The sequence below is a fragment of the Haladaptatus sp. HS23 genome (assembly GCF_056892285.1).
In genome coordinates this window covers 816,605-842,166 of sequence record NZ_JBXGLH010000001.1, presented here as the reverse complement: position 1 = coordinate 842,166, position 25,562 = coordinate 816,605, and the positions used below count along the sequence as shown (strand labels likewise).

General features: G+C 61.4%; 30 protein-coding genes and 1 pseudogene. 15 read left to right on the top strand and 16 right to left on the bottom strand.

The window, feature by feature from the left end; translation table 11 throughout:
* Positions 1–103 precede the first annotated feature (103 nt).
* From alaS to AC1XDK_RS04610, 4 genes are all read left to right on the top strand, one after another.
* Positions 104–2,881, top strand: a complete 2,778-nt coding sequence (gene alaS, locus AC1XDK_RS04625) for an alanine--tRNA ligase (RefSeq protein ID WP_483348588.1) — start codon at positions 104–106, stop codon at positions 2,879–2,881.
* A gap of 175 nt (positions 2,882–3,056) precedes the next feature.
* Positions 3,057–4,061, top strand: coding sequence for a CmpA/NrtA family ABC transporter substrate-binding protein (locus AC1XDK_RS04620; protein ID WP_483348587.1), 1,005 nt, complete (start codon positions 3,057–3,059; stop codon positions 4,059–4,061).
* Positions 4,058–4,900, top strand: coding sequence for an ABC transporter permease (locus AC1XDK_RS04615; protein WP_483348586.1), 843 nt, complete (start codon positions 4,058–4,060; stop codon positions 4,898–4,900). The genes AC1XDK_RS04620 and AC1XDK_RS04615 overlap by 4 nt, the downstream gene beginning before the upstream one ends.
* Positions 4,888–5,664, top strand: a complete 777-nt coding sequence (locus AC1XDK_RS04610; RefSeq protein WP_483348585.1) for an ABC transporter ATP-binding protein — start codon at positions 4,888–4,890, stop codon at positions 5,662–5,664. Before AC1XDK_RS04615 ends, AC1XDK_RS04610 begins: the two co-directional genes overlap by 13 nt.
* Positions 5,665–5,948: 284 nt before the next feature.
* Here the strand turns inward: AC1XDK_RS04610 and AC1XDK_RS04605 are convergent, their stop codons facing one another.
* The 7 genes and pseudogenes from AC1XDK_RS04605 to AC1XDK_RS04575 form a co-directional block, all read right to left on the bottom strand.
* Entirely contained in the window at positions 5,949–6,614 is a 666-nt protein-coding gene (locus AC1XDK_RS04605) for a cytochrome c biogenesis CcdA family protein (protein WP_483348584.1), read from the bottom strand.
* Positions 6,611–7,132 carry a TlpA family protein disulfide reductase gene (locus AC1XDK_RS04600; protein ID WP_483348583.1) on the bottom strand — a complete coding sequence of 174 codons (522 nt, stop codon included), beginning with the start codon at positions 7,130–7,132 and terminating at the stop codon, positions 6,611–6,613. Before AC1XDK_RS04600 ends, AC1XDK_RS04605 begins: the two co-directional genes overlap by 4 nt.
* Entirely contained in the window at positions 7,129–7,797 is a 669-nt protein-coding gene (locus AC1XDK_RS04595) for an SCO family protein (RefSeq protein ID WP_483348582.1), read from the bottom strand. The genes AC1XDK_RS04600 and AC1XDK_RS04595 overlap by 4 nt, the downstream gene beginning before the upstream one ends.
* 133 nt (positions 7,798–7,930) lie before the next feature.
* Positions 7,931–8,764 (bottom strand): ABC transporter permease, encoded by an 834-nt coding sequence (locus AC1XDK_RS04590; protein WP_483348581.1) that lies wholly within the window; start codon positions 8,762–8,764, stop codon positions 7,931–7,933.
* Positions 8,761–9,741: an ATP-binding cassette domain-containing protein gene (locus AC1XDK_RS04585; protein WP_483348580.1), complete on the bottom strand. Its 981-nt coding sequence runs from the start codon at positions 9,739–9,741 to the stop codon at positions 8,761–8,763. The genes AC1XDK_RS04590 and AC1XDK_RS04585 overlap by 4 nt, the downstream gene beginning before the upstream one ends.
* 146 nt (positions 9,742–9,887) lie before the next feature.
* A complete protein-coding gene (locus AC1XDK_RS04580) occupies positions 9,888–10,289 on the bottom strand; it encodes a winged helix-turn-helix transcriptional regulator (protein ID WP_483348579.1) in 402 nt (133 codons plus the stop codon).
* A 246-nt stretch (positions 10,290–10,535) separates the two neighbouring features.
* Positions 10,536–10,726, bottom strand: a pseudogene (locus AC1XDK_RS04575) (HD domain-containing protein); the annotation flags it as partial.
* A gap of 90 nt (positions 10,727–10,816) precedes the next feature.
* Here AC1XDK_RS04575 and AC1XDK_RS04570 point away from each other — a divergent pair.
* From AC1XDK_RS04570 to AC1XDK_RS04550, 5 genes are all read left to right on the top strand, one after another.
* Positions 10,817–11,608: an alpha/beta fold hydrolase gene (locus AC1XDK_RS04570; protein ID WP_483348578.1), complete on the top strand. Its 792-nt coding sequence runs from the start codon at positions 10,817–10,819 to the stop codon at positions 11,606–11,608.
* 322 nt (positions 11,609–11,930) lie between these two features.
* Positions 11,931–13,349 (top strand): class I adenylate-forming enzyme family protein, encoded by a 1,419-nt coding sequence (locus tag AC1XDK_RS04565; RefSeq protein ID WP_483348577.1) that lies wholly within the window; start codon positions 11,931–11,933, stop codon positions 13,347–13,349.
* Between the two features lie 103 nt (positions 13,350–13,452).
* Positions 13,453–14,145: a type 1 glutamine amidotransferase gene (locus AC1XDK_RS04560; RefSeq protein WP_483348576.1), complete on the top strand. Its 693-nt coding sequence runs from the start codon at positions 13,453–13,455 to the stop codon at positions 14,143–14,145.
* An 80-nt stretch (positions 14,146–14,225) separates the two neighbouring features.
* Entirely contained in the window at positions 14,226–14,648 is a 423-nt protein-coding gene (locus AC1XDK_RS04555) for a DUF7344 domain-containing protein (RefSeq protein WP_483348575.1), read from the top strand.
* Positions 14,649–14,792: 144 nt separating this feature from the next.
* Positions 14,793–15,956, top strand: coding sequence for an acyl-CoA dehydrogenase family protein (locus tag AC1XDK_RS04550; protein ID WP_483348574.1), 1,164 nt, complete (start codon positions 14,793–14,795; stop codon positions 15,954–15,956).
* A gap of 308 nt (positions 15,957–16,264) precedes the next feature.
* Here AC1XDK_RS04550 and AC1XDK_RS04545 read toward each other — a convergent pair whose 3' ends face one another.
* The gene (locus AC1XDK_RS04545; protein ID WP_483348573.1) at positions 16,265–16,462 is read right to left on the bottom strand and encodes a hypothetical protein; all 198 of its coding nucleotides are present in this window, start codon (positions 16,460–16,462) and stop codon (positions 16,265–16,267) included.
* 125 nt (positions 16,463–16,587) lie between these two features.
* On the opposite strand from AC1XDK_RS04545, the gene AC1XDK_RS04540 reads away from it, so the two are divergent.
* On the top strand, positions 16,588–17,037 hold the full coding sequence (locus tag AC1XDK_RS04540) for an MOSC domain-containing protein (protein WP_483348572.1): 450 nt from the start codon (positions 16,588–16,590) through the stop codon (positions 17,035–17,037).
* A 5-nt stretch (positions 17,038–17,042) separates the two neighbouring features.
* On the opposite strand, the gene AC1XDK_RS04535 is transcribed toward AC1XDK_RS04540, so the two are convergent.
* Complete coding sequence (locus AC1XDK_RS04535) at positions 17,043–17,402, bottom strand: DCC1-like thiol-disulfide oxidoreductase family protein (RefSeq protein WP_483348571.1); 360 nt, start codon at positions 17,400–17,402, stop codon at positions 17,043–17,045.
* Between the two features lie 163 nt (positions 17,403–17,565).
* On the opposite strand from AC1XDK_RS04535, the gene AC1XDK_RS04530 reads away from it, so the two are divergent.
* Positions 17,566–18,486, top strand: coding sequence for a DUF4352 domain-containing protein (locus AC1XDK_RS04530; protein ID WP_483348570.1), 921 nt, complete (start codon positions 17,566–17,568; stop codon positions 18,484–18,486).
* On the opposite strand, the gene AC1XDK_RS04525 is transcribed toward AC1XDK_RS04530, so the two are convergent.
* The 3 genes from AC1XDK_RS04525 to AC1XDK_RS04515 all read right to left on the bottom strand — a co-directional run bounded on the left by AC1XDK_RS04525 (position 18,483) and on the right by AC1XDK_RS04515 (position 20,734).
* Complete coding sequence (locus AC1XDK_RS04525; protein ID WP_483348569.1) at positions 18,483–19,274, bottom strand: aldo/keto reductase; 792 nt, start codon at positions 19,272–19,274, stop codon at positions 18,483–18,485. The two genes, AC1XDK_RS04530 and AC1XDK_RS04525, sit on opposite strands and share 4 nt — an antisense overlap.
* 472 nt (positions 19,275–19,746) lie before the next feature.
* Positions 19,747–20,214, bottom strand: a complete 468-nt coding sequence (locus tag AC1XDK_RS04520) for a cupin domain-containing protein (RefSeq protein ID WP_483348568.1) — start codon at positions 20,212–20,214, stop codon at positions 19,747–19,749.
* A 52-nt stretch (positions 20,215–20,266) separates the two neighbouring features.
* Positions 20,267–20,734 carry a cupin domain-containing protein gene (locus AC1XDK_RS04515; RefSeq protein WP_483348567.1) on the bottom strand — a complete coding sequence of 156 codons (468 nt, stop codon included), beginning with the start codon at positions 20,732–20,734 and terminating at the stop codon, positions 20,267–20,269.
* A gap of 208 nt (positions 20,735–20,942) precedes the next feature.
* Between AC1XDK_RS04515 and AC1XDK_RS04510 the strand changes: the two genes are divergently transcribed.
* Positions 20,943–21,263: a 4Fe-4S dicluster domain-containing protein gene (locus tag AC1XDK_RS04510; RefSeq protein ID WP_007976309.1), complete on the top strand. Its 321-nt coding sequence runs from the start codon at positions 20,943–20,945 to the stop codon at positions 21,261–21,263.
* 108 nt (positions 21,264–21,371) lie between these two features.
* The gene (locus AC1XDK_RS04505; protein ID WP_483348566.1) at positions 21,372–21,749 is read left to right on the top strand and encodes a hypothetical protein; all 378 of its coding nucleotides are present in this window, start codon (positions 21,372–21,374) and stop codon (positions 21,747–21,749) included.
* Here AC1XDK_RS04505 and AC1XDK_RS04500 read toward each other — a convergent pair.
* On the bottom strand, positions 21,746–21,943 hold the full coding sequence (locus tag AC1XDK_RS04500; protein ID WP_483348565.1) for a DUF6757 family protein: 198 nt from the start codon (positions 21,941–21,943) through the stop codon (positions 21,746–21,748). The two genes, AC1XDK_RS04505 and AC1XDK_RS04500, sit on opposite strands and share 4 nt — an antisense overlap.
* A gap of 56 nt (positions 21,944–21,999) precedes the next feature.
* A complete protein-coding gene (locus AC1XDK_RS04495; protein ID WP_483348564.1) occupies positions 22,000–22,788 on the bottom strand; it encodes a PHP domain-containing protein in 789 nt (262 codons plus the stop codon).
* A gap of 165 nt (positions 22,789–22,953) precedes the next feature.
* Between AC1XDK_RS04495 and AC1XDK_RS04490 the strand changes: the two genes are divergently transcribed.
* A complete protein-coding gene (locus AC1XDK_RS04490; RefSeq protein ID WP_483348563.1) occupies positions 22,954–23,238 on the top strand; it encodes a DUF5789 family protein in 285 nt (94 codons plus the stop codon).
* 4 nt (positions 23,239–23,242) lie between these two features.
* On the opposite strand, the gene AC1XDK_RS04485 is transcribed toward AC1XDK_RS04490, so the two are convergent.
* The gene (locus tag AC1XDK_RS04485) at positions 23,243–24,253 is read right to left on the bottom strand and encodes a DUF5784 family protein (protein ID WP_483348562.1); all 1,011 of its coding nucleotides are present in this window, start codon (positions 24,251–24,253) and stop codon (positions 23,243–23,245) included.
* Positions 24,254–24,469: 216 nt separating this feature from the next.
* On the opposite strand from AC1XDK_RS04485, the gene AC1XDK_RS04480 reads away from it, so the two are divergent.
* Entirely contained in the window at positions 24,470–24,643 is a 174-nt protein-coding gene (locus tag AC1XDK_RS04480) for a DUF5786 family protein (RefSeq protein WP_231186327.1), read from the top strand.
* Between the two features lie 23 nt (positions 24,644–24,666).
* Here AC1XDK_RS04480 and AC1XDK_RS04475 read toward each other — a convergent pair whose 3' ends face one another.
* Entirely contained in the window at positions 24,667–25,524 is an 858-nt protein-coding gene (locus tag AC1XDK_RS04475) for a YkgJ family cysteine cluster protein (RefSeq protein WP_483348561.1), read from the bottom strand.
* Positions 25,525–25,562: the final 38 nt, after the last annotated feature.

Sequence of the window (25,562 nt, the reverse complement as noted above, 5' to 3'; positions counted from 1 at the left end):
GCCGTCCTTTGCGTTAGAAGGGAAAGACGCTTCTTTCGCTTCTCCCGGCCTGAACGTCCTTGCGGAACTGTTTTACGCACCGATGGGCGAAGAACTACCAAGAATGAGCCAACTTGAGGAGGAGTATCGCCTCGATTATTTCGAGGAAAACGGCTTCGTGCGAAAGGAATGCTCCGAGTGTGGAGCACACTTCTGGACGCGCGACCACGACCGAAAGACGTGCGGGGAACCGCCCTGCGAGGAGTACGGGTTCATCGACAACCCGAGTTTCGACGAGACGTACTCGTTGACGGAGATGCGGGAAGCGTTCCTGTCCTTCTTCGAAGACCACGACCACCAGCGAATCGACCCGTATCCGGTGGCGGCGAACCGCTGGCGGGACGACATGCTGCTCACCATCGCCTCCATCGCCGACTTCCAACCGTTGGTCACGTCGGGTGAGACACCACCGCCGGCCAACCCGCTGACCATCAGCCAGCCTTGCATCCGGATGCAGGACATCGACAACGTCGGGAAGACCGGTCGGCACACGATGGCCTTCGAGATGATGGCCCACCACGCGTTCAACGCCCGGAAAGACATCGACGACCCCGAGCAGTACGCGTACGAGGGTGAAGTGTACTGGAAAGACCAGACGGTCGCATACTGCGACGAGTTCTTCGAGTCGATGGGCGCGAACCCCGAAGAAGTCATCTATATCGAGGACCCGTGGGTCGGCGGCGGCAACGCCGGACCCGCTATCGAAGTCATCTACCGAGGTGTCGAACTCGCCACGCTCGTCTTCATGTCGATGGAACAGGACCCCGAGGGCGAGTACGAGATGAAGGACGGCAACCGCTACAGTCCGATGGACACGTACATCGTGGACACCGGATACGGGCTCGAACGGTGGACGTGGGTGTCTCAAGGAACGCCGACGGTGTACGAGGCGGTCTATCCCGACATGATAGACTTCCTCAAGGAGAACGCCGGCATCGAGCACTCCGAGGAGGAGAAGGAACTCGTTCACCGTGCCTCGAAGCTCGCGGGGCACATGGACATCGACGAAGCCGAGGACATGGAGGCCGCCCGCGACAACATCGCGGACAAAATCGGCGTCTCGACGGCGGAACTCGTCGAACTGTTGGAGCCGCTCGAAGCGATTTACGCCATCGCCGACCACTGCCGGACGCTCGCCTACATGTTCGGCGACGGCATCGTCCCGAGCAACGTCGCGACCGGGTATCTCGCCCGGATGGTGCTCCGACGGACCAAGCGCCTCTCCGACACCGCCGGTGTCGATGCGCCGTTGGACGAACTCGTGGACATGCAGGCCGAGCGGCTCGGCTACGAGAACCGCGACACCATCCGCGACATCGTTCGGACGGAGGTCGAAAAGTACCGCGAGACGCTCGAACAGGGCGGCCGCCGCGTTCGCCGCCTCGCAAAACAGCACGCCGAGGAGGGCAAACCCATCCCGACCGAGACGCTCGTGGAGTTGTACGACTCCCACGGCCTGCAACCGGACATGGTCGAGGAGATAGCCGACGAGTTCGGTGCCTCGGTTTCGGTCCCGGACGACTTCTACAGCCTCGTCGCCGAACGTCACGACAGCGGAGAGGCCTTCGAAGAGGAAGAATCGGAAGACGACCGATTCATCGACCTGCCGAAGACCGAACGCCTCTACTACGAGGACCAGTACCGGACCGACTTCGAGGCCGTCGTCCTCGACGTGTTCGACCGCGAGGAGGGCTACGACGTCGTCCTCGACCAGACGATGTTCTACCCCGAAGGCGGTGGCCAACCCGGCGACCACGGGTCGCTTTCGACCGACGAGAAGACGGTGCAGGTCACGGATACGCAAATCGAGAACGGCGTCGTCCTCCACCACACCGACGAATCCGTCGACAAGGGAGCCATCGTCCGCGGGAAAATCGATGCCCAACGCCGCCGCAGGCTGATGCGCCACCACACGGCGACCCACATCGTCGTCCACGCGGCCCGACAGGTACTCGGCGACCACATCCGACAGGCCGGTGCCCAGAAGGGAACCGACAGTTCGCGCATCGACGTTCGTCACTACGAACGCATCGACCGCGAGACGGCCAAACAAATCGAACTGCTGGCGAACGAAATCGTCATGGAGAACACGACGGTCCAGCAGGAGTGGCCCAACCGACACGAGGCCGAAGAGGAGTTCGGGTTCGACCTCTATCAGGGCGGAATTCCCGGCGGGACGAACATTCGACTCATCCACGTCGCCGAGGACGTACAGGCCTGCGGTGGAACCCACGTTCGCCGCACGGGCGACATCGGGTGCATCAAACTCCTGAACACCGAGCGCGTGCAAGACGGGGTCGAACGACTCACCTTCGCCGCCGGCGACGCCGCCATCGAGGCGACACAGGAGACGGAGGACTACCTCCGGACCGCCGCCGACACGCTCTCCGTTTCGCCTGCCGAGGTACCCGAGACGGCAGAGCGCTTCTTCGAGGAGTGGAAGGCTCAAGGCAAACAGATAGATGACCTGAAAGAGCAACTCGCCGAGGCCCGCGCCAGCGGTGCGGGCGGCGGCGAGGAAATCGAGATAGGTGACACGACGGCCGTCATTCAGCGCATCGACACGGACATGGAGGAACTCCGTGCTACGGCCAACGCGATGGCCGAGGACGGTAAAATCGCCGTCATCGGCAGCGGCGCTGACGGCGCGCAGTTCGTCGTCGCCATTCCGGACGATTCGTCGGTGAACGCCGGTGCCGTCGTCGGCGAACTCGCCTCCTTCGTCGGCGGTGGCGGCGGCGGCCCCGCCGACTTCGCACAGGGCGGTGGTCCCGACGCGGACAAATTAGACGAAGCGTTGGAGAACGCTCCCGACGTGCTGAAGCAGGTCGAGAACGCCTGAGCGTCGACTTCTGAACTTGCCTCGTTTTCGCGTATTTCGGACTCCGGAGCGACGGCTCCGATTTTCGCCGGCTCGGACCGACAGCACGGACCTCCAAGAGGAGGCCAGAATTAATAAAAAACAACTACAGAATAACAACACCTATTAACAAGATGTTCTAGATTGTTAAAACGGCATGGACACGATATCACGACGCGGGATGCTAGCAGCGACAGGAGCGGGAATGGCAGGACTCGCGGGCTGTACCCTCGGAAAAAGCGATGAAACGGAGGCTCTCGACATCGGTTGGGTGCCGATATACTCGAACATCCAACATTTCGTGATGACCGAACGCGGGTACTACGACGAACTCGACGCGGAACTCTCGACGACGGAGTTCTCGTCCGGTCCCGCCGCCGTGAAGGCGTTCGCTGCCGGTGATCTCGACATCGGCTTCTTCGGCGTCACGCCCGCGATGGTTCTCACCGACAAGGGTGTGGACGCCGATGTTCTCGTGGCGAACTCACGGAACGGGTTCAAAATGGTTGCAACCGACGATTTCGCCGACCGATACGACGACGAGGGTGCGGCCGCGTTTCGGTCGTACACGGACGAGAACGGTTCGAAACCGGTCTGGGGAACCGCACCTGACGGTTCCGTTCCCGATATCATCACCCGCTATTGGCTCGAAAAACACCTGAAGGCTGGACGAACGACGGAAGTGGTGAGCAAGCCGAAAGTCCCACCCGCAAAAGCACCGCAGGCGGGCCGCTCAGATGATATTACCGGGACGACCGTTCAGGAACCGTATGCAACTCTCGTCGGGGAGTTGAGCGGCTATCGGGAGGTCGAATGGTCCGGAGACGTTCTCCCGAACCATCCCGTCACCGTCGCGTTCGTCTCGAACGGCGTTTCGGACCCGTTGAAGCGAAGATTCGTCGAGCAGCACGTTCGGGCGACGGATGCGGTCCACGACGACCCGCAGCGTGCGGCGGCGGACGCCGCGACCGTTCTCGACCTCGATACGGACCTCGCCGAGCGTGCGATGCGGTCGAAGGCGTCGGACTTCCTTTCGAACCCGCACGAAATCACGTCACAATCCGTAACGATGTCGAAATTCGTCGCCGAGGTCGGCAACATCGGCGGGGAGATGAGCGCGACCGAACTGTTCGACGTTTCGGTGTACGAGGACGTGGCATGAGCCTCGGAACGAGTCCGTCTCGGAACGTGGGACGTCTGTCCAGTTCGACGAGAGTCGGTCGGGTCACTGCGGGAACGCTGGGCGTCGTCGGTTTTCTCGGCATTTGGTCCGGTCTCGCGGCGCTCGTTCGGCCGGAGTACCTCCTCCCGGGACCGATTCCGGTACTGTCTGCACTCGTAATCGAGTTCGCTACCGACGCCCCGTTCACGGTCCCGATAGCGAGTTCGTCCGTTACGTTGCCACGGGCGTTGGCGCGACTCGTCCAGACGTCGTTGCATCTCGTTCCCGGCTTAGTTATCGGTGCGGTCGTGGGGAACGCAGCCGGTCTCTTCGTGGGCTACTCGCCGCGAATAGACGCCATCGCGACCCCCGCCATCCGGATACTCCGCCCGATTCCGGAACTCGCGTGGATCGCCTTCGCTATCGTCTGGTTCGGAATCGGCCACGCGGGTGCGGCGTTCATCGTCGCCATCGGCGCACTGTGGATCAACTACTACGGCGCGTACTCGGGCGTCCACGGCGTTCGTGACGGGTACAAGGAAGTCGCAGCCAGCCTCGGGGTCCGAACACACGTCGGCATGCTCCGGCACGTCGTCCTTCCCGCCGCGTCACCGTCGATAGTCAACGGCTTTCGAACGAGCATCGGTCGATGTCTCATGATCGTCGTCGGCGCGGAACTGTTCGGCGCACCCGGCGTCGGGTACGAAATCATCAACGCGTCCAACAACCTCGACATGGCGCGAAGCATGGCTTACATGCTTCTCATCAGCGCCGTCTACATCTGCGTGGACACGGGGTATGCGAAGATGGAAGCGAGGTGGTTCGCATGGCGTCTCTGAACGAAAACGATGAATCGATCGCCGAGACGCTCGCAATCGAGGTCGACGGCGTATCGAAACGGTACGACAGTCACACGACCGTCGAGGCCCTCCGGGACGTATCACTGACAGTCACGGACGGTGAGTTCGTCTGTCTTGTCGGGCCGTCTGGATGTGGCAAGACGACGCTCTTCCGTCTCGTCGCCGGACTCGAAGCGCCAACGAACGGAGAGATTCTGGTGTCCGGCGCTCGGGTTTCGGGACCGGGGGTCGACCGCGGAATGGTGTTTCAGGAGTACAACCTCTTCCCGTGGAAGACGGTCGAGGACAACATCCGGTTCGGTCTGGACCGCCCCGCCTGCGACTGTTCGGATTGTGAGGCCCGGGTCGCGGAACTCGTCGATTTGGTCGGGTTGTCCGGTTTCGAGGATGCCTACCCGAAGGAGCTTTCCGGTGGAATGAAACAGCGCGTCGCCGTCGCCCGCGCGCTCGCTGTCGACCCCGAAATCCTCCTGCTAGACGAACCGTTCGGGAGTATAGACGCACAGACGCGCGACCGACTACAACGCGAACTGCTCGACATCTGGCAAAGAACCGGAAAGACCGTGTTGTTCGTGACTCACGAAATCGAGGAGGCCGTCACGCTCGCCGACCGAATCGTCGTCTTCGGGCGCGACCCCGGACACGTCGTTACGACTATCGATGTCGACGTGGAGCGACCGCGCGAGCGAACGAACCGGGAATTCGTGGCCACTGTCGAGCGGATTCGAAAACGAATCGAATAACCGGGGCGTTCCGGACGCTTCGGACCTTCGGCTGTGGACTCCCCGTATCGCCTCCGATGACTCTCACCGCATCACCCACTGTTCGGTGGTCTTCGGGAGACGCCGCCGGGACCGATGGACCTCCCACGTTCCGGTAGCAGCGATAGAACGGCCCCGCACCCAGAGATAAATCACATACTGCGATATAGAATCGGCCACGTTCGGAAACGACGGGTTCGATATCGATGCGAACGCTGGCTTCCCACGGGAAATTCCTGATAGCTCTCACGACCGACTGGATTCGGTCAGAACGCGTTGAGGACGACGAACGAGAGGTACAGTTGCCCGATACCGGCTACTATCATCAGTCCGCCCGCGACGCGTTCCAAGGCGTACGAATACTTGCCCAGCTCGCGCCACCAGTCGACGCCCGCCGCCATCAGTAGCGTCACGCCGCAGAGCGGAATCACGACGCCCAACGCGTAGCTTCCGAACGAGAGGACGCGCCCGGAAAACGGGAGCGTCAGCGTCTGGGCGACGACACCGAGGAAGACCGGTGCGACGCACCCCGCCGCCGCGAGAGCGTACCCGCCGCCGAAGAGGGCGAATCCGGTCGTCGATGCGGGGCGTGCCGGGAGCGGGACGCGAATCGTGGGCTGTTTTCCCGCGACGACGAGCAGTCCGACGACGAGGAGAACGACGCCCGCGATGGGTTCGAACCACGTGAGATACCGGACGAGTTCCTGTCCCACCACGAAGACGGAGAGTCCGACCGCGCCGAGTGTGACGAGCGCACCGACTGCGGCACCGATAGCGGGCAGCAGCGCCGACGAAACCGTCTCGTCGTCCCGCTGTTGCAGGTAGTAGCCGATGTAGCCGGGGAGCAGCGGAAAGGCACACGGTGCGAAGAAGGTGGCTATCCCCGCACTCGCCGCGAATGCTATCGTGGGCAGGAGCGTGGAAGCACTCATCTCTTTTCCGCCGCGGCGATTTGCGTGCGAAGCGCGTCGATGCCCGCCACGCCGTGATGCGTCCACGTGACCGTTCCGTCCGGTGCCGCGACGCCGACGAACGGGAGTCCGCCCGCGTTCAGCGCGGCCATCACCGACGAGTTCGGGTCCAGTCCGAGGGTCCAGTTTCCGTCGTTTTTCGCCCACCACGAGCGGACGTCTTCCTTCGTCAGCGTGCCGCCGATTCGCTCGTTCGTGATGGAGACGAAGCGGACTTTCCCGTCGTACTCCTCGTGCAGTTTCGTGAGGGCCGTCATCTGCTTCTTACACGGGGTACACCACGTGGCGAAGAGGTCGATGACGGTGACGGTTTCGGGAACCGGCACCTGCACCGTTCCGTCCGTCGACCCCCGTGCGCGCATCGTCTCGACGCGTTTCGGCAGTCCGTCGTCCTCGGAGAGGCCGTTCAACGCGACCCACGCGCTCCCGCCGGTGATTCCCAATCCCGCGAGTCCGGTGAGGAGGCGGCGTCGGTTCATTTGCGGACGGTTTCGAGGTCGTCGATTATCTGTTGTTGCTTCGGCGACTGGCCCCGATATGCCCGTTCAACGTAGCCCTTCCCGTTGACGAGTATGATGAGCGCGGAGTGGGTGAACATGTACTTGTCCTTCGATTGCTTCTTCGTCGGTTCGAAATGGACGCCGAACTTATCGGTAATGATGCTTTTCGCCCTCGCTTTCGACTTCGGCCGGAGGAAGTTCCAGTCTCCCACGGACAGGTCCACGTTCATCTTCTCCGCGTACGCCTGCAACTGCTCGGCGTCGTCGCGCTGGGGGTCGAACGTCACGGGAAGGAAGGTCACGTCGTTCTCGTACCCGTTCTGTGACGCGTGGGTCTGGACGTTGCGGAGCGTCGAGATGAGTACCGGACAGATGGTCTTGCAGTGGGTGTAGAAGAACGTAAGGACGCTCGGCGTTTCGACGTCCCGAAGCGAGACGGTCCGGTTTTCGAGCGGTGCGGGAATCGTCACGTCCGGGACCTTTTGGCCCCACGCCGGATACGGGAGGTCCGAACTGCTGACTTCCCTGTCGGGTTCGTCGAGCGCCACGTTCGGGTTCGAGTCGCCGAACGACCCCAAACAACCGGCCGCTGTGACCACCGCTCCCGTCGCCGCAACGGAACGGAGGTACGTCCGTCGATGCATGTTCGACGGTTGCGACGGAAGTAGCAAAGGCAGTCTGGTTCAATCATCGAAGGTCGGTGTGATTTTCCGACCCGTTTGGTGTACTTCTACGACTGAGACAAATCCGACACAAACGTGGCGTAGACGGGAGCTATTACGCGTTCGCGCTGGTCGCCCGTTTGATCACGACCAAGGCGATACCGGTCAGCACGAGGTCGAGGGCGATGAGGATGGCGATGGACGGCAGAATCGTGTCCCACTCCCAGCCGGTGATGACGAGCGCCCGTGCAGCATCGACACCGTAGGTGATGGGATTGACGGCGCTGATGTACTGAATCCACTGCGGCAGTCGGTCCACCGGGAGGAACGCACTGGAGACGAACAACAGCGGGAGTTGCAGGAAGTTCACGGCGATGATGGTCGATTCCGTGTCGCCGGTTTGAATGCCGACCACGTTCGAGAGCGCCGTGAACCAGATCGAAAACAGGATGCCGATGAACATCAGTGCGAGGACGCCGAGGAACCCCGTGGCGATGTTCGCACCGAGCAGTATACCGACGACGACGACGATGATGATCTGAACGCAGATGCGGGCGACTTCGGCGAGGGTCTTCCCCAAAAACACGGCACTGCGGTTCATCGGCGAGACGAGCGCCTTGGCGAACATCCCCGTCTCGATGTCGTTGACCAGGCCGATGCCGGAACTCGCCGCCGCGACGAGCGACACCTGAATGATGATGGCTGGAAGGAGGAAACTGATGTACTTGATGTCCCCACTGGGTCCGCCGATAGCGCCGCCGGTGACTTGGCCGAACACCTGCGAGAACAGCACGAGGAAGATGAGCGGTTGCACGATGGACGAGGTGACGATGAACGGATTTCGAATCGACTTGAGGAGCCACCGGCGCATGTTCACCCACGTGTCGCCGAGGAAGCCGTTGCCCGGCGCGAGCTTCTGGTCCCCGCTCGTTCCCGCGTCGGCACTCATGCGACCACCTCCGTGTCCGACTCGGCTTCCTCCTCTTCGACGCCTTCGCCGGTGACCGCGAGGAACACGTCGTCGAGCGTCGGCGACCGGACGTCGAAGCCGTCGACCTCGACGCCCGCATCACGAAGTTCGGCGAAATACTCCGCCCCGTGCGTTCGAATCGTCGTCGCACCGACCGAAATTCCGGTGTTCGTCTCGGTCACGACGGCATCGTGGAACACGTCGCCCGATTCGGCGAGACGTGTCGCCACGTCCACGTCCGACGGCGCGATTTCGAGTTCGAGGATGTCGCCGCCGACCTCGTTTTTGAGTTCGTTCGGGGAACCGGTCAGCGCGATTTTACCGTCCTTGATGAGTGAAATGCGGTCACAGAGTTGGTCTGCCTCCTCCAAGTACTGTGTCGTCAGGAACACGGTGGTTCCCTCGCGGTTTATCTCGCGGAAGTAGTCCCAGAGTCGGTTTCGCGCCTTGGGGTCCAATCCCGTCGTCGGTTCGTCGAGGAAAACGACCGGCGGTCGGTGGACCAACGCGGTAACGGCGTCGAGTCGTTTCTTCATCCCGCCGGAGAACGTCTTCGCCGACTTGTCGGCCACGTCTAACAGGTCGGCGAGGTCGAGGAGTTCGTCGGCGCGTTCGGCGCGCTCGTCCTTCGGAATGCCGTAGGCGGCCGCCATGTACTCGACGTTCTCGCGCGCGGTCAACTCCTCGTCGATGCTCGTCTCCTGTGCCATGTACCCCACGGAGCGACGCACGCTCTTCGGGTCGTCTCCGACGTCGTAGCCGTTTACCGTGACGGACCCGTCGGTCGGTCGCAACAACGTCACGAGCGTCCTGATGGTCGTCGTCTTTCCGGCACCGTTCGGGCCGAGGAAGCCGAAGAACTCGCCTTTCGGGACGCGAAGGTCGACACCGTCTACCGCTTTCGTGCCGTCGGGATAGACGACGCGAACGCCGTCCGCGCGGATGGCTTCGCTCATCGTTCTCTCCCGTTCGGACTCTCTGCCACCAGTGACGTGACGAAATGCCAGAACATACACCTTGCTTTCGTTTCTGTAGCCATATACTATCGAGTTGGTAGTCTCGTATCTACTACGAAATCTGTAGCGTTGGCTCCCAGCGACCGTCACTCCTCACCGTCGAGGTCGTGGACGGAGGCCCATTCGTAGAGGTGGATGAACACGGGCGCGAGGTCGTCGGCCGCGGCCGTGGGTTCATACTCGACTCGCGGCGGAATCTCATCGTACGACCGTCGCGTCAACAATCCCGCCTCCGTGAGTTCCGAGAGGCGTTTGGAGAGCGTCGTCGGCGACACGTCGAGGTGGTCTTCGAGGTCGCTGAACCGCAGCGGCTCGTCGCTCCACGAGAACGTGTGGAGGACGGGAAGTGCGTAGGCGCGACCGAGGAGCGTGAACAGTTCCGTGATGGTTTCCTTTTCCGCCGTCTCTCCGTACTCGTCGAGGTTAGCGCGATACTGCCGTCCGCGTTCGAGGACCGCTTCCGGGTCGGGGAAGTCGTCGTCGCTCATGGGGTACACTTCGCATTCTGTAGTAATAGCGTTCTCGCCGTTTTGTCCCGAAATCGGAGAACTCAGTTTTTCGCTCATTGTTGTGAGTCGGAAACTCGCCACAATCCCGGGAATTCTCACATTTGATATAGCGAAATTCGATTTATTCTTTGCATCCGCGGCTTCCGTACTCGAACGCATAAAACGGGATAGAAGGCCACGAGACGGCTGGAGAATCGGTATTTCGCTTCGATTCTCCGTCAGTGTAAGCCCGAGAACCGACGTCGCCGTTTTCGCCACCGTGTCCGTCGTCCCCTCGGGTGCGTACACGCCCAACCGCCACTGGGTTCGCTGGGAGGCTTGCAGACCCTGTACCAAGGCGACTGGTCCGCCAAACGCCGTATCTCGCCGTTGACGACGACGCGACTGGGCGATTCGGGGATGTTCGGTTCGCCGGGATGTCGAGGAGGGCGTGTTCCGGTTCATTCCCGTCGTCGAATCCGAAACGGATGCTTTGAAACGCTCGAATACCCTACGTACCACCAAGAATGCCGGTTGTCGAAAACGACGGAATTTCGCTCTACTACGAAACGGACGGCCCGACGGGTCACGACACGGTGGCGTTCATCGGGGACGTCGCGTTTGGTGCATGGCAGTGGGGCTGGCAACACGCCGCCGTGGCCGGCCCGTTCGAATCGTTAGTGTGGGACATTCGAGGCACGGGGCGCTCGTCCGCGCCGGACGGCCCGTATTCCGTCGCGGAACTGGCGGGCGATTTGGAGGCGGTGTTGGCCGACCACGGGGTCCGAAAAGCGCATCTCGTCGGCGCGGGACTGGGCGGGATGGTCGCGCTCCAGTACGCGAAGCAGTTCTCGCGCGCGAAGACGCTGACGCTTATCGGCACCGCGGCGAGCGGGTCCCGAATCGCCCCGGACGTTGAGGAACGACTGCTCGCCGAGAAGACGCCCGACGCGCTGTACGAATCGCTTCGCCCCGTGGTAAGCGAGGCGGTCTTCGTCGACGGACTGGATGAGGTGGTGGAGTGGCGACTCGCGGACGACGCCGACCTTTCGGCCCAACGCGCCCAGTTCGCGGCGATGGAGGGCTTCGACGTGAGCGACAGTCTGTACGAAATCACGACGCCGACGCTGGTGATTCACGGGACCGACGACCGCGTGGTTCCTGTCGATGCGGGGAAATCACTAGCCGACGGGTTGCCGCGCGGAGAACTACGGACGTTCGACGGAGCACCGCATCTCGTCCACGTCGAGCGGTCGAAGACGGTCAACGACGAACTGCTCGACGTTCTGGCCACGAACGCGGAGAAAACGTTCGATTGATTCGCGCACTTCGAAATCGAACCGTTCGTACGCTTCTATAGGCTACACATCTCGGACGAATCGTTTGCGGCTACCCGTCCCGGCACTTCTGGCATGCGCCGTTCTCGACGTAGACGCTAAGGGTCTTTCGTCCACACTGGTCACACTCGACGAGCACCTCCTCCGGGTCGGGATCGTTCTCACTCACTGTTCGTCACCTCGTTCACGACATTGCAGCGCTTGCACATCAAACTATTTTATATGTCCCGATACGTGACCGAAGTTAATCGCCATCAGTGCCCGCCGCCCGAACGGCTAACCTCGTGCACGTCGCAGACGAGATATGTCACTCCTCTCGGCGCGAAACGCGGATCGCTGGGGGAATCGGACGGCCATCGTGGACGAGGACGAACGGGTTTCATACGCCGAACTCGACGCGCGTATCAGGTCGATGGCGGGACGACTCGCGGCGCTCGGTATCGAACCGGGCGATTCGGTCGCCCTCGTCTCGCGGAATCGCGTGGAGTCAGTAGTTTCCATGCTCGCCGTATGGCGTGTCGGCGGCGTGTTCGCGCCTGTCTCCCACCGACTGACGCCCGCCACCGTCTCGCGGCCGATAGACCGAATCGACCCGGACCTCGTGCTGTTCGAGTCGGCACAGCGTGACCTCGTTCGGGAGTTCGACGCCCGCTCGTTCGAGGAGGTCGAACACGTCTCACCAACCGGCTTTCACCCGGTCGAGCGAGAGGACGGGGAAGCCGCTCTCCTCGTCCATATCGAAGACGGTACGCGGGTCGTCGAACTGTCGAAACGGGCCGTCGAGTGGAACTGTCGCATCGCGACCGCAGGTTGGGGACTCGGCAGGGACGACTGTACTATCGCTCTGTGGCCGTTGTCGCGTCCGGACTGCTTGCTCGGATTCGCGCTCCCGCTTCTCACCGTCGGCGGCCGCGTCGTGATTCGGCGCGCGTTCGACCCGGACGACGCCTCGACCGCAATCCAGGAACACGGCGTGACCTGTCTCGTCGCCGGTCCGACCGAGTTCCGAGAATTAGCCGACGCCGGTTTCGACGGGATTCCGTCGGCGCTCGAATGGATGGCCGCTCGTGGTCGCGTCCCGCCGGACGTTCGGGAGGCGTTTCCGATTCCCCTTCTCCCCGTCTACGGCCGCGCGGAAACCGGCGTCAACGTCCTCCGCGGGACGCCGGTTTCGGGCGCGGTGGCGTCCCCGTTTCCGAACTGTGCGGTTCGAATCGATGGGGACGACGTGGGTGAGATAGACGAGGCGAACGACGGGGACGACGGAATCGAGATGGGCAAACTCCTCGTTCGGAGTCCGGCGACGGCGACCGGCTATCTCGACGGCGAGGCGTTCGGCGATTGGGTACCGTTGGAGGGAATCTTTCGACGCGAATCGAACGACACGCGTGGGTATCTTCTCGTCGGCAACGGTGGCGATTCGTCCGAGGACGGGAAGCGGCGTCCGCGTATCCATCCGCGGGCGGTCGAAACCGTACTCGAATCACATCCCGGCGTGCAGGAGGTCGGCATCGTCGAAACCGTCTCCGAAACGGGTGGAACGGTATCGAAGGCGTTGGTCGTCGGCGACGTGTCCCCGGGCCGGCTCCGCGAGTTCGCGGAGGAACGACTCGCGCCGTACGAGGTTCCGCGGGCCATCGAACCGGTTCCGTCGCTTCCGCGGCGTCCGACGGGCGAACTCGACCGTGCGGCGCTGCGCGAGCGTTTCGTGACACGGAGTTGAGTGATTGACTCGACAGAGAGAAATCACGTGACTCCGTGTCATCGGCGTCGAAATCCCCTGTAGCGAAACGCATTTTACGCTTCGGATTACTAGTGTCACCCGAATGAATCGGCTCAGAATCGCATTTTTGAACGCTTCACACGGCGACGAAAGCACGCGGCGAAACTTCCGCCGCGAACTCGATGCGGACCTCGTAGAGTTCGACGCGACCGAACATCATCTCCCCGACAGCTTCGACTTCGACGCGGCGGTCATTTCCGGTTCGCGGGCGTCGGTATACTGGGACGAAAGTTGGATTCCCCCCCTCAAATCGTGGGTCGGCGACGCCGTCGAAACCGGCATGCCGATGCTGGGTATCTGCTACGGGCATCAACTGCTCGCCGACGTTCTCGGCGGCGACGTTCGTGACATGGGCGAGTACGAAATCGGCTACCGAGCGGTCGAGCATTCCGGCGACTCGGTGCTGTTCGAGGGAATCGACCGTCGGTTTACCGCGTTTACCACCCACTCCGACGAAGTGGCGGAGCTCCCGCCGGGCGCGAAACCGATCGCGGAAAACGACTACTCCAATCACGGTTTCCGAAAGGGAGACGTGTTCGGCGTCCAGTTCCACCCCGAGTACGATACGAAGACGGCGGAGAAAGTCACCCGCGGTAAAGACCTCGCGAAAGAGCGTCTCCAAGCGGTTTTGGACGGCATCAACGAGGACAACTACACGGCCGCGTGCGAGGCGAAAGCGGTGTTCGAGAACTTCACCGACTACGTCCGTACGGCACAGGACCCCGCCGCGGACTGACACGATTTTCCGATAGGGTGATAAATAACCTGAATACTGAACCACCAGAGTCACCCTTGTAGGACGAGTGGTTTCACTCCATGGCAGACCAGACGACAAACGACGACGGTGGCTCATCACGCGCCACCGCATCGCCTGCTGGGCCGAGTGCCGACGTCCCTCCGCTGTCACAGGACGCCCTCTTCGATGCCCTTTCGTCCCGTCGAAGCCGATACATCCTTCACGACTTGCGGTCCGAAGACACGCCGGTCACGCTCGACGAACTCGTCGACACCGTCGCCGCGTGGGAGACGGACAAATCCATCGACCTCGTCTCGGACGAACACCGCCGCAACGTCCTCATGTCGCTGCAACACACGCAGCTCCCGAAACTGGCGATGGCCGGACTCGTCCAGTACGACGACGAGCGGAAACTCGTCGATGCGGGAATTCACTCCGACCAAGCCGACGCCTACCTCGACATCGCGGTTGCGCGGGACGGCGCGGTTCCGACGCCGGAGTAATGCAATTTTGCCGATAGCGTGAAATCGTTCGGTAGCGGCGCGTACGGCGTGAACCGTTCGTTTCGGTCCCGTCGAGTGTAGTTTTTTGTCGTTCGGTTCCCCGGAGTAGGAGGGCTTTTTATCGTTCCCTTCGGAGGGTTTTGCATGCTCGATTATCTGGAATTGGAAGCCGACCTCGGACAGGAAGAGCGGATGGTCCGGGACACCGCCCGTGAGTTCGTCGAAGAACACGTGAAACCCGACATCGGGGAACATTACGAAGCGGGAACGTTTCCCGAAGACATCATCCCCGAGATGGGTGAACTCGGGTTTTACGCGCCCAACCTCGATGGCTACGGCCTGCCGAACCTGAGCGAAACGGCGTACGGCCTGTTGATGCAGGAACTCGAAGCCTGCGACTCCGGCCTGCGCTCGATGGCGAGCGTACAGGGCGCGCTCGTGATGTATCCGATTCACGCCTTCGGGTCCGAAGCACAGAAGGAGCGTTGGCTTCCCGACCTCGGCGAGGGGAAGGCGGTCGGCTGTTTCGGACTGACGGAACCCGAACACGGGTCGGACCCGTCGGCGATGGAGACCTACGCGGAAAAGGAGGGCGACGAGTACGTCCTCAACGGCTCGAAGACGTGGATAACGAACTCCCCGATTTCGGACGTTGCGGTCGTCTGGGCGCGCGACCGCTCCGCCGAGGACTCGCCGGTTCGCGGCTTCCTCGTGGAGACCGACCGCGACGGCGTGACGACGAACGAAATCCACGACAAACTATCGCTTCGTGCCTCCATCACGGGCGAAATCAGCCTCCAGAACGTCACCGTTCCCGAGGACGCCGTCCTGCCGGGCGTCTCCGGCATGAAGGGGCCGCTCTCCTGTCTCACGCAGGCTCGCTACGGCATCGCGTGGGGTGCGGTCGGTGCGGCCCGCGACTGCTTCGAGACGGCCCGCCAGTACGCGACCGACCGCGAGCAGTTCGGCGGTCCCATCGCGCGGTTCCAACTCCAGCAGGGGAAACTGGCCGAGATGGCGACCGAAATCACCACGGCCCAACTGCTGGCCCACCGCCTCGCCGAGTTGAAAGAGCGCGGCGACATGCGACCCCAGCACGTCTCGATGGCGAAACGGAACAACGTCAGCATGGCCCGCGACCAGTCCCGCGTCGCCCGCGAGATGCTCGGCGGCAACGGCATCACGACGGACTACCCGCCGATGCGCCACATGGCGAACATGGAGACGGTGTACACCTACGAGGGGACCCACGACATCCACACGCTCGTCCTCGGGCAGGATTTGACGGGTATCGCCGCCTTCGAGTGAGCGGAGTTCTCGTGAGTGACGAAGGAATGAACGAGAGCACGGAAGAACGGTGTTCTTCCGGAGCGACGAGGGCTTGCGGGAACTTTGTTCCCGCAACGTTCGGGTAGTACCAATTTATTCGGTCCTCCTCGATGCGCTTCGCGCATCTCGTCGAACCGCTCGCAAAAATCTACGCTAAAAAGGCCGACGGTTCACTTCGTTTCGCCGTCGGTGAACCGCGCTCACTGCGTTCGCGCGGATGCTCGATTTTGAAGTTTGATCCGTCTTCGGAATTGGCGGCTCTTTCACCGGTCGAAGTATACGACTTTTCACCACGCACTCTGTCGTTGCAGGTAGAGAAACAGCAGACCGACGAGGAAGAATGCGACGAGCAATGCGATGACTCCGCCCAATGTAGCGATGAGGCTCTGGGGATCTTCAGCAGTGGTCATGAAGGTCCCGAAAACGGTCAGGCAGAGGGCCGTACCTAAGATGATTCGAAAGTCCGTCAACGTAATTTCGGTCATTACCGGTCCGTTCGTCCTCCTTTTTATTTATCAATTCTTCCTCGACGGCATCGATTCTCAGCGGACGGAACGAACCGAATCGCCGTCAACCACGATTTTATGCTCTCGCCCCACAATCGCCTTGCATGAACGGAACGGGCGAAATCGAGGCGATTCACGTCGTCGATGAATCGGCGGGCCAAACGGAGGATATCGAGGCTGTCGAAGCGGTAGAAGGTGCGGGACTCCGTGGTGACCGTCACTTCGACCCAGACACCTCGGGGAACGACATCACGCTCATCGAGGCCGAGGCGCTCGACGCCATCGAGGCGGAGGCCGGAATCGCGCTCGAATCCGGTGAACATCGACGGAACGTGACGACGCGGAACGCGGCGCTGAACCATCTCGTCGGCGAACGATTCCGCGTCGGTGAGGCGGTCTGTGAGGGCGTCGAACTCTGTGAACCTTGTTCGCATTTGGAATCGCTGACCGAAGACGGAACGCTCTCGGCGCTCGTCCACCGGGGCGGGCTCCGGGCCAGTATCGTCGAATCCGGCGAGATTCGGGTCGGCGACGGCATCGAGCAACTGTCCTGAGGGGCCTAGCGGCTGAGGAGTTTACCCCACCACGCCCTGTGGTCGGCATTCCATCGGTACACCGGTTCGCGGATTCGGGCGCGGGTCGATTCGGGAAGGTATCGAAAGAGGGCGATGGCGTGTCGGGAGGGGTCGTCGAGTCGCGCGAGTACTTCTTCCATCGCCGCGCCACAGGAGTACACTCGCTCGCGGGTGAGGAGGTGTGCACATTCCTCGAAATTCGCGGGCAGGCGGGCGCGCTGGTCCGGCGTGAGGTCCGAGAAGCCGACGAGTTCGAACTCGCCGTGGTCGTCCGCGTACTCCGCGACCCACGTACAGAATCCGCAATCGTCGTCGTAGACGAGACGCGGTGGCGCTGTTTCCATGACTCTCCGTTGGTTCCTCGTTCGAATACGAGTTCCGACGAACACTCTTTTCCCGACACATATGTCAGCAATCCACATGCAATAGCTCCGAACGCTTACCTGATATCTCAGTAAACGAATGACTTCCCGAGTCTTTATTTACATGGTCGTATATAAATTACCCATGCGCCGTAGAAGATTTCTGCTGGCGTCTGGAACAACACTCGCTGGGGGGGCCTTGGCGGGGTGTACCGGTTCCGGGCCGAAGAACGGTGGGAACGGGGATGATTCGAACGAAAAACAGACGGAGGGGTCGAAACCGTCGAAGAAAACGACCTCGGGTGGAAAAGACGGGGGTGATGGAAAAGCGACCGTCGACGGTTTCCAACTCGTCGAGGCCAACGTGCCCAACGAAGTCACCATGGGTCAGGAGTTCGTGCTCTCGCTGACCCTCAAGAACGTCGGCGACAAGAAGAAGGCGTTCACATCGCCGGTTCAGGTGGACGGTAACGCGCCGGGTTCACAGCAAACTGGGCAGTTGAAAACCGATAAAATAGCGCCCGGAGAGACGACGAAGTGGTCCACCAAACTCACGTATCCGTACGTGGCGACGGTCAAATACCGTATCGAGAAGCTGAAAAAGACGTTCACTATCGACATCGTCGGCGAGGAACTCTCGCTCGGCCAGACGTTCCTCAGTCCGACGGAAGTGGCCGTGACGATACAGGACATCACCCTTACCGACCACTATCGATACGAGACGGGCAGTGGTGGGTCCGAGACGGCGGAAGCGAGCGATGGGAAACAGTGGGCTTTCGTCACCGTCAAAGCCGAGAACAAGTTCCGCATGAAACAGACCCTTCCGAAGGGCGAGCAGATTCACTTGTTCGTCGGTGGCGACAAGGTTTCGGCGGCGGACATCGCAAAGGAGGACGGAAAGTACAAAGTCAACCGGTTCGGCGACCGAAGCGTCGCGTCCGGTGAAAGTCTATCAGGGTGGCTCGCATACGAACTCGCCGCCGATAAGACGGTGGACGATTTGACCGTCGAGTGGAAAGGCAGCGACGGCAACGGGTCGTGGTGGGCACGCTGGAACAGTAACTAGTTCCACGCGGCTCCGTCCGGGTCCACGAGTCGCTCTTCACGGTCGATGGCGGCTATCTTCGCCATGTCCTCCTCGTCCAATTCGGGGGCCGAGAGGTTCTCTCGGAGGTGACTCTCACCCGTGGCTTTCGGGATGGGAACGACGTTCTCCAGCCCTTGCAACCACGCGATGCTGATCTGTGTCGGCGTCGCGTCGTACTTCGCCGCGATATCGCGGAGTTCGGGAACGTCGTCGGCATCGCCCTGCATGATGGGTGCGTAAGCGACCAACGTGATGTCGTGTTCCCTCGCATAGTCGTGCAGTTCGTCCTGTTGAAGCAGCGGATGCATCTCGACCTGATTGGCGGTGATGGGTGCGTCGAGTAGCTCACGCGCCTCGTCGAGTAGTTCGGGCGTGAAGTTGCTCACGGCGACGTTGCGGGCCGTTCCCTCGTCGTACAGCGTGTCGAACGCCGGGAGGGTGTCCGCCGCGTCGTAGGCTTTCATCGGCCAGTGGACGTAGAGCAGGTCCACGTAGTCGGTACCGAGTCTGTCGAGGCTTTCTTCCGTACTGGAAAGCACGTCGTCGTGTGCGAGGTTGTCCGGGAGGACTTTCGTGGCGAGAAAGACTTCCTCGCGCGGGACGTCTGCGTCGGCGATTCCGTCACCGACCCCCGATTCGTTGTCGTACATCTGTGCGGTGTCGATGTGTCGATAGCCGAGCGAGAGCGCGGTCCGTACCGTCTCCGCACACTGGTCACGGTCTTCGTTGCCGGACGTTCCCAGGCCGGGCGATGGAATCTCCGTCATGGACCTGAAAATGGAGGCAAAAGCGAAAAAGGTCGGTATCGCGGAAGCGTTGGCTGATTCATGTACCGTTCGTCCCGTACCCGCGTTCCACTGGAAACGATGGGGGTTGTCGGCATGGCACCAATCCTCACGTCTGACATGTGTCTGCCGCTTGGCGCGCACCCTCGGAAAATCCCCTTTCGTGTCAGGGTTTCGGACGCAGTGTGGGGGTTTGTGAATCCTTCTCGAACCCCTCCATTTCCGGTGGAAAAGTTACATGGTGGTTTTGGAGGAGTTGCGCTCCGCACGAAACCGCTATCGGTAGGCGCAGGGGACTGTTTCCGGTGGAACTCCGGAAAGGGAGTCGGGCGTTCGATAGTCGCCATCGATGACGGAGGCTCCCCCACAGCGTCACCTGCAACACGACGGTTTCGAACCACGTGTCGTGCATCTTCTCGACGCTTTCCGCGCCGGGGTGGCCGCTCTCCGCGTTTCAATCCATCGTCCCGGTGACGGTATCGCAGGTGAGACAGTACACTTCGATTTCGTCTTTTTCGTCTCCCATCCGCATCCAGTGTTGGGTTTGCTCGCCGCATTCGGGACAGTCGCGGAGGAGTTCGCCGTCCTCGCTTTCGCCCGGTGCACCGAGGGCGAGAGCGACGACGCGCTCCTCGCCTTCGTTTTTCCCTCGTTGATAGTCGCCAGGTGCGAAGCGAACGAGTTCGCCCGCTTCGACCACCACGTCGTCGCCCTTCGTCTCGAACGTCGTCGTGCCGGATTGGACGTAGAAGACCTCCTCTTGGTCGAAGTGCGTGTGCAGTCCGGGAGAGAAGGTATCGCCGGGCGCGAGTTCGTAGTAGTTGATAGCCATATTCTCGGTGTCGAGGGCGTCGCCGACGGGTCGGGTCAAGTCGGCCGAACTCATGTGTCCGTCGACGTCGTCGATGGTTACTTTCTCCATACGTGCCGCTCGTCGGCCCATCGGAAAAATCTCTTCCCTAACGTGAACGCAATCAGTCGAAACGGCCGGTTTCCGCTCCGCAGTTGAGACAGTAGGTAACGAGTTCCTCCCTGCTGTCCGCCATCTCGATCTCGTTCTGCGTCCGTTCTCCGCACTCCTCGCAGCGACGGTACATCTCCACGTTCTCGGTGTCCCGTGGTGCGCCTAACGCGAGGGCGACGACACGTTCCTCGCCCTCGTTGACGCCGCGCTGGAACTCGTCGGGTGCGAAGCGAATCAGTTCGCCCGCTGAAACGACGACGTCCCCGTCCTCCGTCTCGAACGTCGTCGTGCCGGATTGGACGTAGAAGACCTCCTCTTGGTCGGCGTGTGCGTGATAGCCGAACGCGAAACTCTCGCCCGGTGCGAGTTCGTAGTAGTTGATGGCGAGGTTGTCCGCACCGAGTGCCTTCGAAATCGGCCGTCGAACGTCGGCCGCACTCATTTGACCGTCGACGTCATCGACGTTAACTTTCTCCATGGGGTCCCTTCACAGGTGATACCGTAAAACCCCCGCCGATGAATGGTGGTATTTAAAACCATCGCCGAGCGAAAAACCCACACGGCGTTTTCGGGGCCTCTCCCGCGTGTTTTTAGCCCAACCTAAAAATCTTAGACGAGGCAAAAGATTAAGTAAGGTACCGAGATTTAAGTACTGGTTTCGCGTCCACTCCGATAGGTGAGAGACCATGGCTATTGACCCACAATTTCACGAAAACCGCGAAAAGGTAGACGACCACGAGGGCCACGACGTGTGGGGTCCGGTGGACGAACCGGACAAGCTCGGCATCCACGGCACCCACGTCGCAGTGGACTTCGACCTCTGTATCGCTGACGGGGCCTGCCTCGAAGACTGTCCGGTCGACGTCTTCGAATGGGTAGACACGCCGGGCCACCCCGAGAGCGAGGAGAAGGCAGACCCCGCCAACGAAGCGCAGTGTATCGACTGCATGCTCTGTGTGGACGTTTGCCCGGTCGATGCCATCGACGTCGACGCAGGCCGCGCCTGAGTAAGCGAAAATCCTCCTTTGTGTTATCCGCGCGTTATTTATATATCGGTCTACAAGTAGTTGTATGAATCCCCGAAGCTCTCCAATGCCCGCGAGGTGGAGGCAGTCGTGAGCCCCACCATCGGGCGAAAAGAGGACGACGTCCTCGACCTCGATTTGGACGAAGCGGAAACCCCGTTCGACCCCGCGGACGTTCTCGGAACGGAACACGAAGGCGATACGCTCACCGTCTATACGGTGAACGGCGGCGGTGCGTCCCTCGTTTTGTCCGCCAGTGAGGATACCCGTCAGCGTCCCGTTTCGGTAGACGAGGGGGAGTTGACGACACTGGTCAGAACGGGCCTTTCCTACCTCTTTCGGGACGGTATCCGAACCGTGCGCGTCCGGGCAGACTCGGAGTCGGTTACAGACGCGCTGTCGGTACTCGGCACTGCTTCCCTCTATCAGTACGACGAACTACGGTTCACGGCGAGTAGCGGGAACTAGTTTCCCTCTCCGCCGTCGCCCCCGTCCACACCATCTATACCGTCTATGTCGAGTTCGCTCTGCAGCTTTTGCATCACGTCCGAATCCGACAGCGATTCGAACTGCTCCCGAAAATGGGTGTCGCAGAGGCCGACCTGTACGCCACCCACTTCCGGTGCGAACGTCGCTTCTCGGGTACAGTAATGACACCGCATGGAACGGTGTACGGTTTCCACGGAATTGAACCCACCGCTCTCCGACGCCGTCGATGTCAAAGCGTCACCACGCTTCTGAAATGCCGATACTCCTCCTTCGAAAGTCCGGCCTTTCCAAGGAAGTCCTCGTGGGCGTCGCTCCCGCCCGTCGGCACGAGGTTGTGGTCGGCGACCGCCCGTTCTATCGGCCGCGTATCCACTTCACGACCGTAGGGATAGTATCTCTCGACGGCGTCCAACTCGCTCGTCAGCGCGAGCGCCGATGTGGGGTCGTCGTAGCGGTACGGATGGGCTAATCCGACGAGGCCGCTCGCGCCCGAGAGGAGGTCCACGCCGCGCTCGAAACTCGGCACGTCACGGGCGACGTAACACGGTTTTCCCGCGCCGATGAGGTTCTCGAATGCGCCGGAAAAGTCGTACTCCGTCTCCGGGTGTGCGGCGATGGCACGGGCAATGTGCGGTCGTCCCAACCCCTCGCGCGATTCGAGGTCGAGGGAGATCCCGAGGCGCGCCTCCACGCAGTCGATTATGGTCTGTCCGCGCTCCTTGCGGTCGGTCTGCAATCGTTCCAGTTCGTCGGCGAGTTCGGGCGTCGGGTAGACGCCGTAGCCGAGGAGGTCCACGTGCTGTCCGTCGGGCGCTTCGACCCGGAGTTCGATTCCGTGGACGACAGTGATTCCGTCCACGACGGATACCGGGGTCGGGAGGTCGGGATGCAGCCGGTCGTGGTCGGTGATGGCGACGACCGAGACGCCCGCCGACCGGGCGGCCGACGGAACTTCGGAAAGTTCCATCGACCCGTCGGAGTTGGTCGTGTGGACGTGAAGGTCCGCGAAAACGCTCATACCCCACGTCGGTTATCTCGAACGAAGGTGTTTGTGGTTCGACCGCGAATTTTGCCGGCCGGGACGGCGACTACGGAGAGAACTATACTGATTGTACATCCTTATATTCGACCCTACTCCTTGGCGGCAAAGTTTATAATGATCTTTGAGGAATGATGGTTTGTAATGACGCTCAAGCAAGCAAGCGAACTCCTCGAATCGCACCAGTATCCGGCCGACACGGAGCAGTTGATCGCATCTCACGGCGACTACGTTATCGACCTTCCGAACGGAACCGAAACGCTCGAAGAAGTGCTCGCACGGGTCGGAAACGAGACGTACGATTCGTCACAACAAGCCCAAGAGGCGATGTACAACGGCCTCAGCAGCAAGGCCATCGGCCGCCGTCACTACAGCGACCGCGACCCGACGACGATGGGGACGTTCGGTCCCGACCAGATCTCCTTCTGACCCATCAAACCCATTCGAGGGCCCCGTTCAGCGAGAGCGGGACCGACCCCTTCTCGTAGGCTTCGATGTTCCCGGACGGACGGGCACGGAAGACGACCGCCGGTCGGTGGCGGACGCCGGGTTGTTCGCCGACGACGGCGGCCCACTCGTCGTCCCTGAAGCCGGTGCAATCGACGAACAGCACAGCGCCGCCGCCGTGTTCGCTCAACTGCCCGTTCGTCTTCGTCTCCGCCGTCTCGCGCACCGCCGCGACGGGCGTGTCGGCGGCCCGCCGCGTCGGCGGCCGTGGGCGCGTCACTTCGACCAGCGACGATTGGTCGCCGTTGGGCGGGTCGGCGCGGAAGTCGAGCGAGTGACCGGTCGTCACTTCGATTTCGGGTTCGACGCCGTATCCGGCGTCGGTCAGCACCTTCGCCACGGTGAATTCACTCATCGTGGAACTCATCCGGTTCTCGTCGAAATACTCGCTCGTCCCGAGTTTCGAGGCCATCGTGTACCGATAATTGTCCAACGCGCCGGTACTGAGGAACCGTTCGTAGAACGAGAGCGCCTCGTCCCGTGTCGCGTCGGGAAAACCTGCCGCGTACTTGCGGAAGAACGCCCGTGAGGTCTCACGCCCGTCCTTCGAGAAGAAAACGGGAAGGAAGAACCACGAGAGATAGTCGTATTCGGCCAGCCACGGCGATTCGACGGTCAGATCTGCGAGGAGTTCGCGCTGACTCCACCGCGCGATGGGGTACGGAACCTCGTCGAAGGTGAACTTGTTCGTTCGCCACAGTGCGGGGGGCGTCTCGGTGTTGCCGAGCCAATAGGCGAGTTCGTCGTTCCAGAGGAACAGCGCTACGTCGCCGTTGTCCATCTCGAACCGTCGGGCCTCGAAGCCGTTCGGTTCCACGTAATGGGGTGTCGTCGAACGCGCCCCGAGGTTCGAATCGAGGTGCGAGTACAACTCCGTCGTTATGCGGTCGTCGTCCCACCGCTCCGTAGAGCGGCGAAAGCGGAGCGGGCTTGCCACGGAGGAACCTAGTAACCGAGAATGTTTACGTGTTATGCACCTCTCGGGTCGTCTCCGACCGTCGTCACCTTCCATCCCCGTCGTTTTCCCCATCGACTCGCTCGGTCCGTTTTTCCTGCTTCCCCCTTGCGTCTGACGATGGTACATCGTGAACGAATAATGTGATTATCCGTTACATTAATAACCAGGCCACGCCAAGGTATGAGTGTGGTTGTCATGTCAATGGGTGCCTATGACGAAGAAGAACACGAACGCCGTGAGCGGAAGAACAGTACCGTCGATACGACCTTCGATGACGTACGGTCGGATTATCACGGAACTGTCGAGTACGACTCCGGCGATTCTGCCGAAGATTTGCTCAAGCAGTTCGAGAAGATGAAGTCCGAGTAGCACGACCCTTCTTCGCGGCGAGTTTACCAACCGGGAGTCCCCGGTGCACCGAAGTCCGTTTCGACCTGTTCTGCGGTCGATGAGTCCGGAACGTCAGATTCGGTTCGCGCCATCGCCTCCCACTGGCGAATCGACCGACCGACCCACGAGTCAGCGCCCCGCGCCGTCTCCAGGACGGATTCGTACGTCTCGTCGTCGATGGTCGTCGTGCCGGGTCGATTAGCGACAGCTGTGGCGACGAACCGAAATCGGTCGTCGTCGGTCAACTCGTCGGCGAGTAACCGTTCCACGAGTCCTACCAACTCACCGGGGTCGGGATGGACGAACACCTTTTCTCCGATGGCTTGCGGCCCGAGCAGCAGCCCGGAGAGCGTTCGAGGCGGTTCGTCGTCCACTAACCGATTCCCGTCGAACGCCGTTTCGACCCGTTCGCACTCGGTTTCCTGTTCCAATTTGAGATTGTGGCCGGGATACTCCGCGCACTCCATGGGATACAACTCGTCGCCGTGAATCCGACACTGGAGCGTTTCCGGGTCGAGGAAGGCACAGGTCGGAAGCCATCTCGGCTCCCCCGTTTCGAACGGTTCGACCGGTTTGGGTGGCTTCCGAAGGCCGAGAAAGAACGCCGGATTTCCCTCGATGGCGGCCAGCGTCACGCCGTCCACTTCCGGTCCGGATTCGTCCCGCCAGAGACGCGGCGTCAGCGCGTCGGCGAGTCCCGCCTCGACGAACGCCTGCACTTCCTCACGCACGAGCGGAACGAAGTTGTACGCCGTGTCGAGCGGTTTTCGCGGTCCACGTCGTTCGTGGTCCGTGGCTTCGGGAGCGATGTCGCGCCAGTCGATACAACAGCCAGCACACCCCTCACAGTTCACCTCCATACCGACCGAAGTACGGTCGTCGGTCGCATAAACCGTCT